The sequence below is a fragment of the Phycisphaera sp. genome (genome assembly GCA_025916675.1).
GTDB lineage: Bacteria > Planctomycetota > Phycisphaerae > Phycisphaerales > UBA1924 > JAHCJI01.
Genome location: CP098402.1, coordinates 1,104,916 through 1,124,216, shown reverse-complemented (window position 1 = coordinate 1,124,216; position 19,301 = coordinate 1,104,916). Strand labels below are relative to the sequence as shown.

Sequence of the window (19,301 nt, the reverse complement as noted above, 5' to 3'; positions counted from 1 at the left end):
GGCTGGCCCCTTCCAGCCGTGCTGTTGCGTGCGCCCGCTGCGAGCGGGCACGCCCGGCACCCCGATCCGGTCTCAACGCACACGTTCGGAGTACGACCCTTGCCCACGCATCCATCCCGATCCGCCGGCCTGGCCGGCGCGCTGCTCTCGTTCGCGGGCGTCGCGGCGATCCTGCCCGGCTGCCAGAGCTACCAGCCCAGGCCGCTGGACCTGCCCGCCCACGGAGACGCCTGGCGCCAGCGCACCGCCGGCGACGAGCCGGTCCGAGCGTTCGCCCGCCGCCTGGCCCAGGCCGGCCAGCCCACGGCCTTCGATCCCGCCGACGGGCTGGAGCTGGCCGAGGCCGAACTGGTCGCCCTTGTGTTTAACCCGGACTTGCGTTTGGCCCGGCTGCGAGCCGGCGTCGCACTGGCCACGGCCGAGCACGCGGGCCTGTGGGAGGATCCCCAGTTCGGCCTCGACGTGCTGACCGTCACCGAGAGCGCGGCCAACCCGTGGCAGGTCACCCCCGGGCTGGCCTTCACGATCCCCATCTCGGGCCGGCTGGGCGCCGAGAAGGACCGGGCCGACGCGGAGTTGTCCGCCGAGCTGGCCCGCGTGGCCGAGCTCGAATGGGCGACGCGCACCCGTGTTCGGCAAGCGTGGTTGCGTTGGTCGGCAGTCCGGCTCAAGGACGAGCAGGCCGCCGCGCTGCTCGGGTCGATCGACGCCCTGGTGGACTCGACGGCCAGCCTGGCCGACGCGGGCGAGATGCCGCGGACCGAGGCGGCGCTGTTCGTCATCGAGCGGGCAAGCCTGCGGCAAGCCCGGCTCCGATCGCGTCGTGAGGCCGTGGCGCTCGAGCACGAGCTCCGCGGCCTGCTGGGCCTCTCGCCCGGGGCCCCCTTCGAGCTGACGCCCTCGCTCGTGCTGGACGCTGACCCCGATGGTCTGACCGCCGAAGCGCTGGCAGAGCGAAGCCCGACGCTCGGGCGGCTGCGCGAGGAGTACGAGGTCGCCGAGCAGACGCTCCGGCGCGAGGTGCGCGAGCAGTACCCGGACCTGACCATCGGCCCGCTGGCGGAATTCGATCGCGGCGACACGCTGCTCGGGCTGTCGCTCTCGCTGCCCATCCCCATCCTGAACGCCAACAAGCAGGGCATCGCCGAGGCGCACGCGCAGCGCGAGCTGGCGCGGGCCGAGTTCGAGACGGCCTACGAGCGTCTTGCCGGATCGGTTGCCGCCCAGGCCGAGTATCTCTTCGCCGCAACCGAGCAGCGCCGGGCCATCGAAGCCGAATTCATCCCGATCGTCGATCGGCAGATGGCCGACGCACGCGCCCTGCTGGAACTGGGCGAGGGCGGTGGCCTGGTCTTGCTCGAGAGCCTGTCGCGGTCGGCCGAGACCCGCCTGGCCCTGATCGACGCACGGCTGGACGAGTCGCTCGCGCTGGCCGAACTGGTCGGCCTGGTCGGCCCGCCGCCCGATCCCCCGCACCAACCCGAGCCCGCCCCACCCACGCCGCACACCAATGGCCCGACCCCGACCACCGACGAGGTGACACCTTGACCACGACGAACACCCCCACAATCGCCGCAACGAACACCGCGACCACGACGCGCAGCCGGCACGTCCTCGCGATGCTCCTGGCGAGCCTCGTGCTCGCGACGATGGGCTGCTCCAACCGCGGCGCCGAGCCCGCCGAGCCGGCCCAGGAGTCCACGGCGGCGACCAACCGCATCGACATCCCCTCGACCGTGCGCAGCAACCTGGGCATCACCTTCGCCAAGGTCGAGCGGAGGCGCGTGGACGGCACCATCCGCGTGCCGGGGGCCTTCGAGCTCCAGCCGCTCGCGCGGCACGAGTACCGCCTGACGCTGCCCGGCACCGTGCAACTCGAAGTCGATCAGTACCAACGCGTCGAAACGGGCGACGTGCTCTACCGCTTCCGCTCGCCGGCGTGGCCCGAGCTGCAGCACGAGATCATCATGGGCGAACAGGACATCGAGTCGGCCCGGGCCGCGATCGACGTGGCCGGGGCGCGGATCGACGAGGCCGAGCGCCGCCTGGCCATCATGCGCGAGCGGCTGTCGTCGCTGGCGCAGGCCGAGACGCGAAACGCCGAGTTGGAAGGCCAGACGGCCGAACTCGAGGCCAGCCTGCCCCGCCTGCGCGCCGAGCGGCGCCAGGCCGAGACCGCGCTGGCCAACGCGCAGCGCACCCGCGAGCACGCCCTGCACCGGGCGTCGGTCGCCACCGGCATCCCCGAGGCGCAGCTCGCCGCCGAGGCCCGGCACGAGGGCCAGGCCGTGCCCGCTTACCGGTTGATCGACTGGATCGAGGTGCGCGCGACCGGGGCCGGCGTGGTGGAGGCGCTCGCCCTGACCGACGGCTCGTTCGCCCAGGCACCCTCGCTCGTGCTCTCGACGATCGACCCTGAGAAGGTGCGCTTCCGCGCGATGGCTCTGCAGTCGGACCTGGCCCGCCTGGGCGCCACGCCCGAGGCGAGCATCGTGCCGCCGACCACGCCGGGCATCCCGTTAAGCGATGGCGTCCAGGCCACCGTGACCATCGGCCTCGAGGCGCACCCCCAGCAGCGCACCGTAACGCTGCTGGCCACGCCCGCCGAGGGGCGGACCTGGATCCGGCCGGGCGTGTCGGCGTTCCTGGAGGTCGTGGCCGAGACGACGGGCGGCCCGGCGCTGGCCATCCCGCGCACCGCCGTGGTCAAGGACGGCATCACGCACGTCTTCTTCCGCCGCGACCCCAGCGACCCCAACAAGGCCATCCGCGTCGAGGCCGACCTGGGCGTGGACGACGGCCGATGGGTGGCGATCAACAGCGGCCTGTCCCTGGGCGACGAGGTCGTCCTCGACGGCGCGTACGAGCTCAAGCTGGCCAGCGAGCAGAGCGGGGTCAGCCAGCAGGGCGGCCACTTCCACGCCGACGGCACCTTCCACGGCGAGCACTAAGTGAAAGCGAGACTCCACCCATGCTGAAACGACTGATCCGCTTCTCGCTCGACCACGCCGCCCTGGTGCTGGTGCTCGCCGGCGTGCTCCTGGCGTTGGCGGCCTACCGCCTGCCCACCACGCCTGTGGACGTGTTCCCCGAGCTCAACGCGCCCACCGTGGTCATCATGACCGAGGCCCCGGGCTTGGCCGCCGACGAGGTCGAGCAGTACGTCACCTTCCCCATCGAAACCTCGGTCAACGGCATCCCCGGCGTGCACCGCGTGCGCACGAGCAGCGCCATCGGCCTGTCCATCGCCTACGTCGAGTTCGACTGGGGCACGGACATCTATCGGGCCCGCCAGCTCGTATCCGAACGCCTGGACACGATCCGCGAGGACCTGCCGCCGGACGCCCACGCCGAGATGACTCCAATCACGAGCATCACCGGCGAGATCATGCTGCTGGCGGTGTCGTCGCCCGAGGGCACGGTCCCGCCGCTGGAGCTGCGCGCCTACGCCGAGTACGACCTGCGCAACAAGCTGCTGGCAATCCCCGGCGTGGCCCAGGTCTCGGTCATCGGCGGCGAGCTGCCCGAGTACCAGGTGCTGGTGCGCCAGGAGAAGCTGCGGCTGTACGACCTGGCCGTCGAGGACGTCATCGCCGCGGCCGATGAGTCGCACAGCACGCTGAGCGCCGGATATCTGCCGGACGTCGACAGCCTGGAGCTGCCGATCCGCCAGAGCGGGCGGGTCCGGTCGGTGGCCGACATCGCGGGCACGGTGATCAAGTACCACGACAGCGCGCCGGTGACCATCGGCCAGGTCGCCGACGTTCGGCTGGGGCCCGCGCCCAAGCGCGGCACCGGCGCCGACGGCGGCCGGCCGGCCGTGGTCATGACCATCCAGAAGGCCCCGGGCACCAACACGCTAGTCATCACCGACCAGGTCGACGCCATGCTCGACGCGCTGGAGCCCTCGCTGCCCGCGGGGGTGCGGATCAACCGCCAGATCTTCCGCCAGGGCGACTTCATCGACCGCTCGGTGACGAACGTCTTCCACGCCCTGCGTGACGCGGCGATCATCGTGTCGATCATCCTGATCCTGTTCCTGCTGAACATCCGCACGACGCTGATCACGCTGACGGCGCTGCCGCTCTCGCTGGCCGCCGCCCTGCTGGTGCTCGACTGGATGGGCGAGACCATCAACGTCATGACCCTGGGCGGGCTGGCCATCGCCGTGGGCAGCCTGGTCGACGACGCCATCATCGACGTCGAGAACGTGTTCCGACGCCTCAAGCAGAACGCGGCCAGATCCGAGGCCGAGCGCCGGCCCAAGCTCGCGGTGATCTTCGACGCCAGCAACGAGATCCGCCCGGCGATGGTCTTCGCGACCATCATCATCGCGCTGGTCTTCTTGCCGCTGATGTTCCTCGAGGGCATCGAGGGGCGGTTCTTCCGACCGCTGGGCATCGCCTTCGTAGTCTCGATCATAGCCTCGCTGCTGGTGGCCCTCACGGTGACCCCGGCCATGTGCCGCTACATGCTGCACGCCAGGCCCACCAAGCGCGAGTCGTCCGATGGCTTCCTGGTGCGGTTCCTCAAGAAGGCCTACGAGCCCGCCGTCCGCCTGGCGATCCGCCTGCGGCTGGTGGTGCTCTCGCTGGCCGGCCTGGCGACGGTGCTGGCCCTCTGGCTCGCGTCGACCTTCGGCACCTCGTTCCTGCCCGAGTTCAACGAGGGCACGTTCACCGTTGGGCTGTTCGCCCCGCCGGGCACCTCGCTGGTGGCCAGCGACCGCATGGCCTCGGCCATCGAGCGGCAGCTCCTGGCGGTCGACGGCGTCAAGAGCGTCACTCGGCGCACCGGCCGGGCCGAGCGCGACGAGCACGCCGAGCCGGTGAGCAACTCGGAGATCGACGTGACGGTCCTGCCCGGGTACGACAACGAGGCGGTGCGCGAGCAGATCTCGCGGATCCTCGAGCGCGTGCCGGGCATCACCACCAACATCGGCCAGCCCATCGAGCACCGGCTCAGCCACATCCTCTCGGGCACGCCCGCGGCCATCGCCATCAGCGTGTACGGCGACGACCTGGACGTGCTGCGCGCCATCGCCAAGGAGATCGAGGCCGCCCTCAAGCCGCTGCCGGGCGCCCGCGACGTGGCGGCCAACCGCGAGGTCATGATCCAGTCGCTGCCCGTCGACTACCAGCCCGCCGAGCTCGCGGCGTACGGGCTGACGCCCCGGGCCGCCGCCGAGCAGGTCCGCAACGCCATCTTCGGCGTCCAGGTCGCCGAGGTGAACGAGGGCGTGCGTCGATATTCGCTGGTGGTGCGCCTCGAGGACGAGCAGCGCGACACCGTGGGCGACCTGAAGAACCTGGTGCTTCGCGGCAAGGGCGGGGCCCTGGTGCGCCTCGACGAGGTCGCGGTTATCGGCCCCGAGATGGCCTCGAACCTCATCGCCCGCGAGAACGCCCAGCGCAAGGCCGTCGTCTCGCTGAACGTGGCCAAGGGCTCGAACCTGGGCCACCTCGTCGGACAGGTGCGCGAGCGCGTCGACCCGATCGTGCAACGCCACGGCTACACGGTCAAGTACGGCGGCCAGTTCGAGGCCCAGCAGTCGGCCAGCCGCACGATCACGCTGTTCAGCGGCGTGGTCGTGCTCATCATGGTGCTGCTCTTGAACCTGGCTATCGGGTCGCTCCGCGTCTCGCTGCTGGTGCTGGTGAACCTGCCGCTGGCGCTGATCGGCGGCATCCTGGCGATCTTCATCACCGAGTCGCCCAACGTGTTCACCAACGCGGCGGCCCTGTTCGGCGCGGGGACCTATACCGCCCCGGTCATCTCCATCGCCAGCCTGGTGGGCTTCATCACGCTGTTCGGCATCGCCGTGCGCAACGGCATCCTGCTGGTCAACCACTACAAGCACCTGATGACCGAGGAGGGCGTGCCGATGCACGCGGCCATCGTGCAGGGCTCGATGGAACGGCTCGTGCCGATCCTCATGACCGCCCTCACGGCCGCCCTCGCCCTGATCCCCATCATCCTCAAGGGCGATAAGCCGGGCAACGAGATCCTGGCCCCGCTCTCGGTGGTCATCCTGGGCGGCCTGCTGACCTCGACGTTCCTGAACCTGGTGGTGGTGCCCGCGGGGTACGCCGCCATCCATCGGCTGAAGAGCCCGGCGGGTGCCGGGCGAAAGCACGCACGACCGGCTCGTACCATACAGACAAGGAGAAAACCATGAAACCGACAACACCACTCGTCCTCCCCGTCGTTGCCGCGGCACTCGGCCTCGCGCTTGCGGGCTGCAACGAGTCCCACGATCAGGACGGGGCCGCGCATTCCCACGAAGACGGCTCGACCCACGAAGACCACGGCCCGGGGGACAGCGATCCGGGGCACGACAACGACGGCGACGCGGGCCATGGCGATTCGGACACCCACACCCACGCCGACGGCTCGACCCACGACGCCCACGACACCGACCCGCAGGGCCACACCGATCCCCAGGGCGAGCACGCCCACCACGACGACGAGGTGGACCTCGACCCGGCCACCATCGGCGGTATGACGGTGGCACTCGCCCAGGGCCACGGCGCCGTCGAAGCGGGCAAGGAAGGCCACCTGATCGTCAAGCTGCCATACAACGACAACGGCGCCACCGTTGTGCGCGCGTGGATCGGCACCGACGACCGCACGCTGTCATTCGTTGGCAAGGGTGACTATGCGCCCAGCCACGACGACTACGACATCCACGCCATGGCCCCCGATCCGTTGCCCGAGAACACGATGTGGTGGATCGAGATCGAGAAGCCCGACGGCACGAAGGTCGTGGGCTCGGCAACGCCCATCCTGGAGTAGCGACGAGTACTGAATGCCCCCCGCGTCACCGCGGGGGTTCGTCGGAGCTGGGCCGCGGAGCGGAACAACGGCCCCCACCGAGTGGGCCCGCACGCCGGCAGCCTGCCGCCCACGCCCGAGAATCCGGTCCTCGCCGGCCGGAACCCCGGGCCGAACCGAATCCTGACTTTTTTTCTGGTCCATGTTCGCGTTAGCCATCCTGGAGGCAGCGCCAGAGGGGGCTTGGTCCGGATTCGCGCGGTGCGATTGCCAATCGCAGGGCTGCAGCTGGCAATCGCAGCCCTGCGGGAGCAAGCCGCAGCGGTAGGCCCGGCGATCGCCGGGGTGGTGGTGGCGGCCGCATCGCTGCGACCGCTCATCGCCGCGGTGCTGGCGGGATCCGAGGCCGTGCGAGCGCGATCCACAGCGGTGCTGGCGCCTGCCGCGGGACCGATAGTGGCGGCCGCACCCCCGCCGTAGGCTCCGCGATGCCCCCCCGGAGTGGGATCCCGGCGTCACCGCCGGGATCCGTCAGTCCGTTGGGACTTGGAACCGCTCGCTCCTGCCCTCGCGGCCGCTCACCTCCCTCCACCTTACCCAGCCCGCACAACCCCACCGGCCCGGCCGCAAGCCTGCTCAACGACGGGACCGTCGATGTCGGCCAGGCCGACGAGAACAATGGGTTTTTCGACGCGAGCGTGCCCACCGGCGTGCGATCGATCGACTTTCGCGCCCGCATGCGGCTGAGCAACGGCCAGACCAGCGACTGGTCGGAGACGGCCACCATCCGCTTCGACACCGCCTGAGAGAGCGGTTCGATGGGCGTGGCTGCGTGAGCCCGATGCCAGCCCGAGCCTGATCGCGAGGGCCTGTGCGGGCCCTCGTTTTCGTTTCGCAGGGTTTCATCGGCTGTGTGCTAGGACGACGCGGCCGCCCCCTCGGCCAGCCACGCGAGCGCGGCCTCGGTGGCCCGATCGATGTCCATCGACGCGCCCTCGCGTTCGTGGCGATCCCACGCGGCCCGGGCTTCGCCGGACAGGCCATCGCGAGCGGTTGCGATCAGCGTGTCCACGCCCTGGTGCGATGCGTCGCGCGGCATCTCCCAACTCGATCGCAACGACGCCATCGCGCCGCTGAGCCGGGCCGCCGTCTCGAAGGCGTCCAGCGAGGCCGCGAGCCCGATCGCGTGCTCGATCGCATCGGCCAGGCCGCGGCGGTCGCCGATCTCGTTGAAGAGCGAGACCGCCTGGGCAACCAGCGGGCCGGCTTCATCGGGCCGCCCTTCCGCCTGGAAGACGGCGCTCAGGTTGGTGCTCGCCAGCGCGATGCCCTGCTGATCGCCGACGGCCTCGAAGCATGTTCGCGCTTCTTGGAACCCTCGGTGCGCCACCACGAGATCGCCGGTCTTGAGCGCAGCCTCTGCCATGTTGATGAGCGACCGCGCCATCCCCCTGTGGTCGCCCAGCGAGCGCAGGATCTCGGCCGACTCTGCGTAGTGGGCCTTCGCCTCGACAAGCCGGTCCGCCAAGCGGGCGGTCATGCCGAGGTTGTTCAGCGACATGGCGATGCCGCGCTCATCGCCCTGCTCGCGTTTGATGTCCAACGACTCGGCAAACATCTGGTCGGCCGCGGCCAGATCACCCCTGTCCTTGGCGATGAGCCCGAGGCTGTTGAGCGAACCGGCCATGCCCCGATGGTTGCCACGTTGCTTCTGGATGGCGAGCGACTCGTTCTGATGCGTCCACGCCAAATCCAACTCTCCGAGCGCCCACGCTAGAGCACCGGCGGCATAGAGCGCGTCGCCACGCGAGGCCGTCGGTGCTGCGTCGGCGTCGCAGGCACGCTGGCACGCGATCAGCCCGACACGCATGCGACCCCGGATCCACCAGAAGCGCCAGACGTCGGCGCAGATTCGCTGGGCGACGCCGGGGTCTTGTGTGGCCGCCTGATCGATGGCATCGAGCAGATCCTCACCGCACGCTTCCAGTCTCTCGAGCCAGGCCACCTGCTCCGGGCCGACAAGGCCTTCACGCGCGTTTCCGGCCAACTCGGCGTAGTAGCTCGTCCGTTTGGCCAGCGTTCCAGCGAGCTCGCCGTCGTTTTCGAGCCTCTCCAACGCGTACTCGCGGACGGTTTCCAGCAATCGATATCGCACGGCGGACTCCGCGTGCTCGGTGTTGAGCAGCGACTTGTCCGACAGGATCGTGAGCACGTCGAGCGTCTCGAACATGTCCGCGTCGGGCCCGAGCACGGCGCACGCCCCCTCTAAGCTGCTCCCTTCCTTGAAGACCGCGAGGCGCTGGAGCACGACGCGGGTGCGCTGGTCGAGCATGTTGAATGACCAATCGATGGCCGCACGCAACGTCTGATGCCGCTCGGGGCGACCCGATGCGGAACGGAGCAGGCGGAAGCGATCGTCCAAGTGCTGCTCGATCTGCTCGGCCGACAGCACGCCGATGCGGGCGGCGGCGAGCTCGATGGCCAGTGGGATGCCGTCGAGGCGCCGGCAGATGCTCGCGATCGGCGCGGCGTTGGCCTGGTTCAGCGTGAAGCCCGGGCGGACCTCGCGGGCGCGGTCGATGAACAGCACGACCGATTCGCACGCGAGCAGATCGTCCATGGCCCAGCCCCCGGTCGGCGTCCGAGAGGGCGTGGCCGTTGGGGGCGTCGATCTCGCGGAACCCGGAGTCACCGCGGCAGGCCCAGCGGTCCTCACCTTGCCGGGCACACCGAGGCTGGGCACCCGCCACGCGAGTTCGCCCGGAGCGCCCAACGGCTCGCGGCTGGTGGCTAGCACGCGCAGCGCGGGGCAACGATCGAGAAGCACAGACACGAACTCACGCGCCTCGTCGCGCACGTGCTCGCCGTTATCAAGCACCAGCAAGACTGGCGACGCTCCGATGCTCGACGCGATGCTCTCGGCCGCCGACTTCCCCGGTTCGTCTTGGATACCCAACGCCGCGGCCACCACGCTGGGCACTCGTGCCGCGTCGCTGGTGGCAAGCTCGGCCATCCAGACGCCGCCCTCGAAACGCTGCAGCACGCGGCGGGCCACCTCGATCGCCAATCGCGTCTTGCCACAACCTCCCGGCCCGACCAGCGTCGCCATCGACCGGTCGTCCAGCACCTGGATGAGCTGGGCTACTTCCTCGCGCCGGCCAATGAAATGGTCAAGTTGCCGTGGTAGGTTGTTGCGGGTGGGCGTCTCGGCAGCCTTCTGGGCATCCGGTGCCGAACGACCACCTTGGCCATCGCCAATGGCTTCCCGCAGCACCACCCGGGCGTCGTGGATCGCACCGAGGCGGTCGTCCACCCGGCGAGCCAGGCACGAACGGACCAACGCTCCAATGCCGTCCGGGAGGCCCGCCGGCAAGCGTCCAAAGTCGGGGTCGGTCGTCAGTGTCGAGGCGATGCGATCGGCGACGGTGTGCCCGCTGACCGCCGGTTGCCCGCACAGGCATTCGTACAGCACACAACCAAAACTGAAGATGTCCGCGCGAACGTCGGCTGTCTCGCCACGGCACTGCTCGGGGCTCATGTAGCCGGGCGTCCCGAGCATCCCCGGCTCACCCCTGGGCCCACCCATGATGGTCGGTGCCTCGGTATCGGTAGCCTTCGGTGCGACGTACGCGATCCCAAAGTCGAGTACTTTTGCAACGTCATCGTGGGTCACGAGGATGTTGTCTGGTTTCAGGTCTCGATGGATGATGCCGTGCGCGTGCGCCGACTCCATGGCGTCGGCCACCTGGGCCATCAGACTCAGAATAGCTCCGACATCGGCCCGCCCACCCTTGACTACTTCGGTCAGCGACCCGCCGGCCACATACTCGAGCACGAGGTACGTCCGGCCATCCACTTCCAGCATCTGGTGGATCTGAGCGATGTGCGGGTGGTTGAGCTGCGCGATGATCCGGGCCTCGTCGCGGAATCGCGCCATCTTGGCGTCGTCGGACGCGATGCCGGCCGCGACCGCCTTGATGGCGACGAGCCGATCGAGACGCTCGTCCCGCGCCCGGTAGACCACGCCGTGGCCCCCACGGCCCAGCTCCGCTTCGATCTGGAAGGGCCCGATCCGCCCCGGCATGCTCATCTCGGCGGGAGTGTACGCTCCGCAAAACCCATATCGAGAATTTACTCCTCACACTGCTTCGCCCGGACTTCCGTCCTATGGCGGTGTGGGAAGGGCTGCCAGTGGGATCGGCTTGAGCCCCGCGGCCGCGCGGTCGGCGTTGAGTTGCTGGACGGTCGCGGGCCACGCACCCCAGGAGTAGTACTCCACGTGCATGTCGGCGAAGCCGACCGAGGTGCCGGGGAGCTTCTGCGCTGGTGCGGCAATGATGACGGCGGTCACACCGCTCGAAGGGTTGCTCAGCGCGAGCCACGATGGCTCGTTCCAGTCGATGCGGAACATGCCGATCTCGATCCAGCCGCCCTGGAGTTGGGTCCAGGTGAGTTGCGTGGGGGCCGGAGCGTTGGGTTCGTAGAACATCTCGGCGGGGATGTAACCCTGATCGACGAGGGGCTGGGGGTTGCTGGGGAATGATCCGTTGTTCTGGCGGTAGATCTCGACGGCTTGGATGAGGCTTCGGGCCATCGTCGAGTACCTGAACGAGCGCGTCCGCTGGCGATGTCGCGTGTTGCCGATATCGGTCGCGATGATCGAGGCCACGCACATTGAGATCAGCAAGAAGAACACGAGAACGGCGCGGCGGCGTTCGACCTTTGGCCAGAATCCGGCGAAACCCGCCATCGTGCCGATGATCGCGAAGAACAACAGCATGCCCGCGCCATGGCCGCCGTTCCTTCCCATGCCAAGAAGCACGAGCCCGCCGAAGCACACCGACAATACCATCACCCCGGTGCAGAACACGCCGCCGATGACCGTCAGCCGGTCGGGATCCGCAACCCGCGGCACGTCTTTGCATGATTCGCCCGGCACGACCATGGCCGCCGTGGCATTGACCGCCTCGCCGCACGCCGGGCACGCCCATGGCAGCTCTCGGGGCGTCGTGCCGGGTAATCGTTCGCCGCACGAGGCACACGCGAACCGAGCGTCGCTGCTGGAAAAATCCCACTCGCCCAGCTCGAAGTCGCGCCCGCACTCGGGGCAGACCGGGGTGTTCAGGTTCCAGAGCTCGTACTGGCAATCGGGGCATTGCACAAGCAGCTGTACGCGAGCCGGTGTGCTGGGTTTCGACCGCCCTCGCGCCCGGACCGCGGGACAGCTCTCGGTCAGGCCTCACGGGCATTCCCGCCCGGCGCTGGGGCTGCTCCCCCCCGCGTGACGTGATTGCCCCGAACAATCGAAGTTTGGCCTCGCGGCGGGCCGAGGCCGCCCCAATCGTTGCCAGAATCCCGATTAACCCTAATCTCTGGAGATCCACCATGTCCCAAACGAACGACGCAGACCACACGACCACCTGGCCCGACCTGGCCATCGGCCTCTACGACCGCCTCACCGGCCGGGGTGCCGAGATCGCGTACGAGTTCGACAAGCTCAACGTCCGCGTGCCGAGCGGCACCGGCGATCGGGCCAACCATGCGTCTTGGATGCTCGATGGCACCGTTCGCATCCGCACGCGCGACGGCGCAACGGGCGCATCCGACCCAAAATCCTGATCGCCGGCGAGCTCATGGCGCATGCCGGCGATGGACCACGCCCGACGCGGTTCACCATCCGCTTCGAAGATGGGGCGGCCCACGTGTACGGCGCCCTCGGGCTCTCGTCGGTACTCAACCTGTGGCGTGCCCGCCGGGCGACCAAGCGGCTCCCGGTGCCGCGCCTTGGTGTGCCCGTGCGTGTCCACCTAGGCTGGCTGCCGAGCTTCCGGGTTCGAGTCTGAGCCCCAGCCGGTATTGATCTGACTTCTTACCCTACTTGGGGCCGCGGTACCGCCATGAACGCCTTACCCCAGGAACACTTGCCCCCCGCGGAAGCCACGGACGAACCTGCCCGCGTCTTGCTGACGGGATCGACCGGGTACATTGGTGGTCGGCTTGCGCCGCGCCTTCTCGAGGCGGGATACGCTATTCGTTGCGTCGCACGCGATCCGAGAAAACTCGACAATCGTGAGTGGGCCCGCCACGAGCGATGTGAAGTCGTCCGGGGTGACGTGGAAGACACGAACGCCCTCGCAGAGCAATTGCGAGGCTGCTGTGCCGCTTTCTATCTTGTCCATTCCATGGTTTCCGCTGGTTCGGAGTACGCCGAGCGAGATCGTGACCTGGCGCGGTCCTTCGCCGCCGCTGCCGAGAGTGCAGGCATCGATCGCATCGTGTACCTCGGCGGTCTCGGCGAGATGGGCGATGGTCTTAGCGACCACCTTCGTTCTCGCCGAGAGGTCGAAGAGGTTCTGGCCGATGGATCCACACCCGTCACCGTGTTTCGCGCGGCGATGATCATCGGTTCGGGCTCGGCTTCTTATGAGATCCTGCGATATCTCGTCGAGCGGTTGCCCATCATGATCACACCCCGCTGGGTCAGTACGCGATGCCAACCAGTCGCGATTGCCGACATCCTGCACTGGCTCGTGCGATGTCTAAGCGAGCCCGAAACCACTGGCCAGACTTACGATGTGGGCGGGGACGGTGTGCGCACCTACAAGCAGCTCATGTATGCAATGGCACGCGAACTCGGCCTTCCGCGTCGGATTATCATCCCCGTGCCCGTGCTCACGCCCGAGTTGAGCAGCCGCTGGATTGGCTTGGTCACGCCGGTAAACACACGCATCGCCAGGCCGCTGGCCGAGGGGCTTCGCAATCCTGTCGTGGTTGGCGACTCGTCCGTGCAAGAGGCCATGCCACACAAGGCCAAGACGCCCGAGGAGGCGATCGCTCTCGCTCTGGAACGCACGAGCCTGGCCGAAGTCGAGACCTCTTGGTCGGCCGCGGGCACCGTTCCGGGCGATCCCGACTGGGCGGGCGGTCGAGTGTTCACCGATGCGCGTACCACCACGATCAAGGCATCGCCCGAATCGGTCTTCAAGGCCGTGTGCAGGGTGGGCGGCGGCCACGGGTGGTACGCCGCCGACGTGCTCTGGCGCCTTCGCGGCTGGATGGACACCATCGCCGGCGGCCCCGGTCTGCGTCGGGGGCGCCGCCATCCGCAACAGGTGGCGTATGGCGAGGCCCTCGACTTCTGGCGTGTCATCGGCGTCGAGCACGCACGCCACCTGCACCTGCTCGCCGAGATGCGCCTACCGGGCCAGGCCACCCTGGAGTTCTGCATCGATCCGAACGACACGCGCGACGCGTGCACGCTGCACATGACGGCCCGCTTCAAACCCAGAGGCCTGCTGGGCCTGGCCTATTGGTACGCCGTACTCCCGCTCCACCACTTTGTGTTCAACGGCATGCTCAACGGCATGAAGCGTGCCGCGGAGCAGGCCGACTAGAGCCCTTCGGACGCCGCGGCCGCCGCTCGTGCTCGGCCGCGCAGCGCGGCCATCTTCTCGTCTTCGTAGTACAGGTAGATACCCAACACCTGTCGCTCGGGTCCGACCAGGATCAGGTGCGAAGGGTGGCTCACGTTTGCCATCGTGCTGCCGTCCTCGAGGGGGATCTCGCGGCTATCGTCCTGCCCGACATGGAAGTTCAGGCTGTCGCGCACGATCGAGCGCACCGTCTCGAATGGCCCGGTCAGCATCGCCCACCGCTCGAAGTCCACGCCGCGGCTGTCGCCGTACTCCCGCAGCACCGCCGGCGTGTCGCGCTCGGGGTCGACGCTGATGCTCAAGAACCGCACCCCGGTACCCTCGAGAACGCTTTGCAGCTCGAGCATCTCGGCGGTCATGCCGGGGCAGGCGAACGGGCAATTGGTAAAGATGAAGTCCAGAATGGTGATCTCGCCGTCGAGGATCGATTGGTCGACGGGGCGGCCATCCTGATCGGTGAGCTCGAATTCTGGGATGGTGTAGCCGACGAGCATCTCGTCTGGTTGGAGCGGGTCGCTCGCATCCACCATCTCGGCAGGCGAAGACAACCGCGGCATCATCATCACCAGCGTGCCGAGCAACCCCAGCAAGGCCAACCCGACAATCACGATCGCCATGAACTGCTTCTTTTGAGCCAACTCAGCCTCCTCGCGCTCTTCCCCAGCCCATTGTCAGCATAGCCAGTGTGACCCCCATCGCCGCGAACACCAGCGACAGCAACAGCGCCGCCGCGTCAGTCTGACCCTGCAATCCGGCCCCCACCACGCGCTGGCACCACGCCATGGGGTTCACCATGACGAGCGCCCGCAACCACCCGCTCGCGCCCTCGACGGGAAAGATCGCCCCACTCAGCAGCCACATGGGCATAAAGACCAGGTTCATCACGCCGTGGAAGCCCGAGGACGAATCGACCTTCCACGCCGTTGCCAGGCCAAGCCCGGTGATGCCCAGCGACAAGCACGCCAGTGCAACGATCGCAGAGAGCAGGCCCTCGGCACTCAGGGTTGCCCCAACAAGTGGCGAGAACACGAGCAGCACCATCGCCTGCGCGAATCCCAGCAGCCCGCCGCCGAGGAGTTTGCCAACAGCCATCGACCATCGCGGCGCGGGGCTGACGAGTACCGCCTGCAGGAAGCCCTCGTGGCGATCTTCGATCAACGAGATCGACGCGAAGATCGCGTTGAACAGGACAACGAGCGAGGCCATGCCCGGCAGCAGGTAGATCGTGAGCGATGTCCCGCTCTCATCCCCGAGCGACTCGGGCCGGATGCTGCTCGCAAAACCGCTCGCGATGAAGAGCCACATCATCGCCGGCGTGGCGATCGCCACCGCGATGCGGAGCGGCTGGCGTACGAGCCGCCTCACTTCTCGGTACGCCAGGGCGAGGGCCGCGCGCATCGCATTCATGACGGCACCTCGGCTTCCAGCGGCGACTGGGCCCGGTGCAGGTAGGCATCGGCGAGCGTTGGCTTCCGTACAAAGAACGGCGCGCCAACAGCCACGAGTTCGGCAGACCACTCGGCAAGCTGGGCCTCATCGGCGGGCTTGGCCAAACGCGACCCATCGGCCTGCATCTCCCAAGGCACGGCTCCACCCTCGATCGACGCTTCCGCTGGCACACCCAGCAATACCGTCCCGAGTTCGTCGACGAGTTCTCGCGGCGAGCCCTCGCAGACGAACCGGCCCGCCGACATCATCGCCACGCGATCGAACCGTTCCGCATCGGTCATCAGGTGCGTGCTCATCACGACCGCGACATCGGGCCGCTGGGCGCGCAGCGAGTCGAGGGCTCCCAGCAAGGCCGCGCGCGAGGGCAGATCGAGCCCCACCGTCGGCTCATCCAGCAGCAACAGGTCGGGCTCGGCCAGGATGGCCCGGACAAACTCGACTCGCCGGGCCAGCCCGCCCGAGAGCGTTCGCACCCGATCACCAAGGCGGTCATCGATCGCCTGGTCGGCGCACAGCCGCTCGATACGCTCGTCGGTATCTGCAATACCAAACAGCGCCGCCTGTAACCGCAAGTTCTCGCGCACCGTGAGCAGCGGATCGAGGGCCGGGCTCTGGAACACGACGCCCAGGCGCAGGTGGTCGTCTCGTTCGATCGACCCGGACGCCAGGCGTTGCACGCCCATGATGGCTCTCAGCAGCGTGGACTTGCCCGAGCCGTTGGGCCCAAGCAGCGCCACAGAGTCGCCCGGCGCGACTGTAAACTCGACGTTGTCGAGAGCTCGGATGGTCTTTGATCGGCGGGCACGGTGCTCGACCACGCCGCCGCTGATGCGCACGAGCCAGTCGCAGTTGCCTACCACCCCAGCGCGGCCCCGATGCCCGCGTCGGCGACCAGGGCCGCCAGCAGGATCGGCAGGTAGATCACCGAGCCGATCAGCACCCGGCGCGCGTCGGTCCGGGTGCGCGAGCGGGTGACCTTGATGGTCAGCCACAGGAACCACGCCCCGGCGACCACGGCCACGGGGACCGCCACGAAGCCCGGCGTCACGTCCATCACCAGCGGCGGCAGCACGGTCACGGGCAGCAGGATCGCCGCCCACAGCACCATCATGGCCCACGTCCAGCGGCCGGTGGTGTCAACGACGGGCAGCACGCGATAACCGCCGGCCGCGTAGTCGTCCTTGTACATCCACGCGATGGCCAGGAAGTGCGGGATCTGCCACACGAACATGATCGTGAACAGCGCCCAGGGGCCGATCTCGGCCATGGATGCCCAGGACCCCTCGACGCACGCCCAGCCGATGACCGGCGGCAGCGCGCCCGGCACGGCACCAATCCACGTGCTGCTCCACAGCCCAGGCTTGCTGGGCGTGTAGAGGAAGAGATAACTGAGCACCGTCGCCGCGATCAGCACCGCCGGCACGACGCCAACAAGCGCCCACGCGAGGACGATGCCGAGCAGGCACAACTCGATGCCCAGCATCAGCACCGCCGTGGGCGTAGCGCGGCCGGTGGGCAGCGGTCGCGTCATTGTTCGGGGCATGCGCGCGTCGCGCGAGCGTTCCATCCATTGGTTGAGCGTGTTGGCGCCGGCCGCCGCCAGCCCTGATCCCAGAATCGCCGCAATGAAACCGGACACGAGATCGATCGCCGCCGGCCGGTATGCCAGAGCCGCCAGCCCGAACCCCATTGCGCTCGTGATGGTCACGAGCCGCGTGATACGGGGCTTGGTGGTCTCGTACAGCGCAGCGAAGCTGATGCCCTGCGCTCGCGGCACGGCCATGGCTGCCGAAGCGGCCGCCGACTCGATACGGGTCATCTGCAACTCGGACTCCGGATGAGGGGGAACGCTCGATTCTGTCCTACAAGAATCTTTGCGGTGTGGCCGCAACGAATCCACCCCGGCCTCACCCGCCGCCACGCTCACCGGCCGGGCACCGACAGTTCAACCCACACCGGGAAATGATCGCTCGGAAACCCGGTGCTCCCGCCAATCGATGCCGGCTCCAGGGTCCACACGCCGCTCCGCAACACGTCCATACGCTTCCCCGGAAGCACATAATCGACCCTGAGACCGAAACTCGCGGTGTCGGGGGGCTCGAGCCCCTCCAGGGGGGGTTCCTGGGCGGGTGCCGCCACGCTCTGGAGGCGGGGATTCTTCATGAGCCGGCCGATCGGGTCGCCGACATCGCCGCCCTTGTTCGGGTCGGCGTTCAGGTCGCCGAGGATCACGAACGCCTCGCCCCGCTGGATACCCCCGGGCGTGCCGTTGTCGTCGGCGATCCAGCCACGGTTGTTGAGGTAGTCGCCCCAGAACCGGATCTCATCGTGGTTGCGCGCCTTGTTGCGGCCCTCGGGGCCATCGAACGCCGGAGGTGTCGGATGGCTGCACAGGAAGTGGACGATCGCGCCGTTGGGCAGCTTGACCGGGATGTCCCAGTGGCTCTTGGAGCTCAGCCGCATGGCGGCCCACTCCTCGTCGTTGTACCAGGGCGTGCCGTCCTCGTTCGTGGGCTGGCGGGCGTCGGGCATGGCGCTCCACGGCAGCAGCCGGAACGTGCGGATCTGGTCATCGAGCACGTCGAGCCGCTCATCGACGAGCAAGGCCATGCCGTACTGACCGGGGTAGGTCCCGAAACCCCAGGAATCGTTGCCGAACTCGCGTCCCTGGTCGGTCTGTGGTGGCGCTTGGCCATCGAGGCTCGCCCGAGCCGGTCGGGGGTAGGTTGTCACTGCATCGCCGCTGTTGTCCAGATCAAACCCGCTGGCCCGGCCAGTGTTCGTGGGCAGCATCACGGCCCTGTAACGGAGGGGTTCGAGGCCCTCGCCCTGGCTGATTTCAAGGTAGTGATTCGCAAAACGCTGGCCGTTGGAGCCCTCGGGCTCGTCCGTGGGCACGCCCGGCACGCCGTGTTGGTCGTAGGCGATCTCGTTGACCAGCAGCACCGTGGGCCTGAGCCGCTGGATGACTCTGGCCAGCCGCTGGACGCGGGGCTGGTCGTTCACGAGCAGGTCGGTCGTGGAGACGTCCTGGATGTTGAAGGTGGCCACGCGGATGGGCATGGCGCCCGGGGGAGGCTCGGCCTCCTGCGCCCACGCGGCCGCCGTTCCCAGGGCCAGGACCGCCAGGATCATGATGGGGATGGGACCGGTACGCATCATGGCCCTCAGGATAGAACCGGCTTGGAGCCGTGTCGGCCTGGGTGCTATCATCCCCCTCGTTCAGCGGCAGGACGGGAGCCGGCTGCGATGAGCCAAGGTGGTCCCTTCGGGATTTCCAGCGGCGAGGCGCAGGCAGGGGTTGCCGGCGGGCCTGATGGCCCCGATCGGTGATCCAGCTCTAAGAGCCAGCGTGTGAGCGGGATGGCAGCGGCCCCGGGCCGGTTGTGTCCCATTGCCACGCCCCGTGCCACCGCCGCGTCGGGAGGGTCCCGGCGTGAGTCCGGCATGGGTCGAGTGCGATTCGCACGTTTTGGATCAGGAGCCCGCTGGTCGCAGGCGCACCGAGCAGACATTCACTGCCCGATGGTGTAATGGTAGCACTTCAGTTTTTGGTACTGAAAGTCCAGGTTCGAATCCTGGTCGGGTAGTTTCCCGGTGCCCCGCCTGCTGCCACGTTGGTTCCTTCCCTTTCCCTGGAGCAGC

15 protein-coding genes and 1 tRNA gene are annotated in these 19,301 nt (G+C 68.4%); 9 read left to right on the top strand and 7 right to left on the bottom strand.

What is annotated here, in order from left to right; translation table 11 throughout:
* The first annotated feature begins 99 nt into the window (after window positions 1-99).
* The 5 genes from NCW75_04835 (at window position 100) to NCW75_04815 (ending at window position 7,580) form a co-directional block, all read left to right on the top strand.
* Complete coding sequence (locus tag NCW75_04835) at window positions 100-1,548, top strand: TolC family protein (GenBank protein UYV13610.1); 1,449 nt, start codon at window positions 100-102, stop codon at window positions 1,546-1,548.
* Window positions 1,545-2,951, top strand: coding sequence for a hypothetical protein (locus NCW75_04830; protein ID UYV13609.1), 1,407 nt, complete (start codon window positions 1,545-1,547; stop codon window positions 2,949-2,951). The genes NCW75_04835 and NCW75_04830 overlap by 4 nt, the downstream gene beginning before the upstream one ends.
* A 20-nt stretch (window positions 2,952-2,971) precedes the next feature.
* Complete coding sequence (locus NCW75_04825; GenBank protein UYV13608.1) at window positions 2,972-6,178, top strand: efflux RND transporter permease subunit; 3,207 nt, start codon at window positions 2,972-2,974, stop codon at window positions 6,176-6,178.
* Window positions 6,175-6,795: a hypothetical protein gene (locus tag NCW75_04820; GenBank protein UYV13607.1), complete on the top strand. Its 621-nt coding sequence runs from the start codon at window positions 6,175-6,177 to the stop codon at window positions 6,793-6,795. The genes NCW75_04825 and NCW75_04820 overlap by 4 nt, the downstream gene beginning before the upstream one ends.
* 518 nt (window positions 6,796-7,313) lie before the next feature.
* Window positions 7,314-7,580, top strand: a complete 267-nt coding sequence (locus NCW75_04815; protein ID UYV13606.1) for a hypothetical protein — start codon at window positions 7,314-7,316, stop codon at window positions 7,578-7,580.
* A 110-nt stretch (window positions 7,581-7,690) separates the two neighbouring features.
* Here the strand turns inward: NCW75_04815 and NCW75_04810 are convergent, their stop codons facing one another.
* Together NCW75_04810 and NCW75_04805 are read right to left on the bottom strand one after the other, a co-directional pair.
* Window positions 7,691-10,864, bottom strand: a complete 3,174-nt coding sequence (locus NCW75_04810; protein ID UYV13605.1) for a protein kinase — start codon at window positions 10,862-10,864, stop codon at window positions 7,691-7,693.
* Window positions 10,865-10,939: 75 nt separating this feature from the next.
* On the bottom strand, window positions 10,940-11,935 hold the full coding sequence (locus tag NCW75_04805; GenBank protein UYV13604.1) for a hypothetical protein: 996 nt from the start codon (window positions 11,933-11,935) through the stop codon (window positions 10,940-10,942).
* 224 nt (window positions 11,936-12,159) lie between these two features.
* Here NCW75_04805 and NCW75_04800 point away from each other — a divergent pair, with 224 nt between their 5' ends.
* The 3 genes from NCW75_04800 to NCW75_04790 are packed head-to-tail and all read left to right on the top strand — an operon-like array spanning window position 12,160 to window position 14,168.
* Window positions 12,160-12,393, top strand: coding sequence for a hypothetical protein (locus NCW75_04800; protein ID UYV13603.1), 234 nt, complete (start codon window positions 12,160-12,162; stop codon window positions 12,391-12,393).
* Between the two features lie 14 nt (window positions 12,394-12,407).
* Window positions 12,408-12,617 (top strand): hypothetical protein, encoded by a 210-nt coding sequence (locus NCW75_04795; protein ID UYV13602.1) that lies wholly within the window; start codon window positions 12,408-12,410, stop codon window positions 12,615-12,617.
* A 54-nt stretch (window positions 12,618-12,671) separates the two neighbouring features.
* Complete coding sequence (locus NCW75_04790; protein UYV13601.1) at window positions 12,672-14,168, top strand: SDR family oxidoreductase; 1,497 nt, start codon at window positions 12,672-12,674, stop codon at window positions 14,166-14,168.
* Here NCW75_04790 and NCW75_04785 read toward each other — a convergent pair.
* From NCW75_04785 to NCW75_04765, 5 genes are all read right to left on the bottom strand, one after another.
* Complete coding sequence (locus NCW75_04785) at window positions 14,165-14,845, bottom strand: SCO family protein (protein ID UYV13600.1); 681 nt, start codon at window positions 14,843-14,845, stop codon at window positions 14,165-14,167. The two genes, NCW75_04790 and NCW75_04785, sit on opposite strands and share 4 nt — an antisense overlap.
* Window position 14,846: 1 nt before the next feature.
* The gene (locus NCW75_04780; GenBank protein UYV13599.1) at window positions 14,847-15,614 is read right to left on the bottom strand and encodes an ABC transporter permease; all 768 of its coding nucleotides are present in this window, start codon (window positions 15,612-15,614) and stop codon (window positions 14,847-14,849) included.
* The gene (locus NCW75_04775; GenBank protein UYV13598.1) at window positions 15,611-16,516 is read right to left on the bottom strand and encodes an ABC transporter ATP-binding protein; all 906 of its coding nucleotides are present in this window, start codon (window positions 16,514-16,516) and stop codon (window positions 15,611-15,613) included. The genes NCW75_04780 and NCW75_04775 overlap by 4 nt, the downstream gene beginning before the upstream one ends.
* On the bottom strand, window positions 16,510-17,475 hold the full coding sequence (gene cyoE, locus NCW75_04770) for a heme o synthase (protein UYV14226.1): 966 nt from the start codon (window positions 17,473-17,475) through the stop codon (window positions 16,510-16,512). The genes NCW75_04775 and cyoE overlap by 7 nt, the downstream gene beginning before the upstream one ends.
* Before the next feature lie 104 nt (window positions 17,476-17,579).
* On the bottom strand, window positions 17,580-18,818 hold the full coding sequence (locus tag NCW75_04765) for an endonuclease/exonuclease/phosphatase family protein (GenBank protein ID UYV13597.1): 1,239 nt from the start codon (window positions 18,816-18,818) through the stop codon (window positions 17,580-17,582).
* A 357-nt stretch (window positions 18,819-19,175) separates the two neighbouring features.
* Between NCW75_04765 and NCW75_04760 the strand changes: the two genes are divergently transcribed.
* Window positions 19,176-19,246: transfer RNA gene (locus NCW75_04760), tRNA-Gln, on the top strand.
* Window positions 19,247-19,301: the final 55 nt, after the last annotated feature.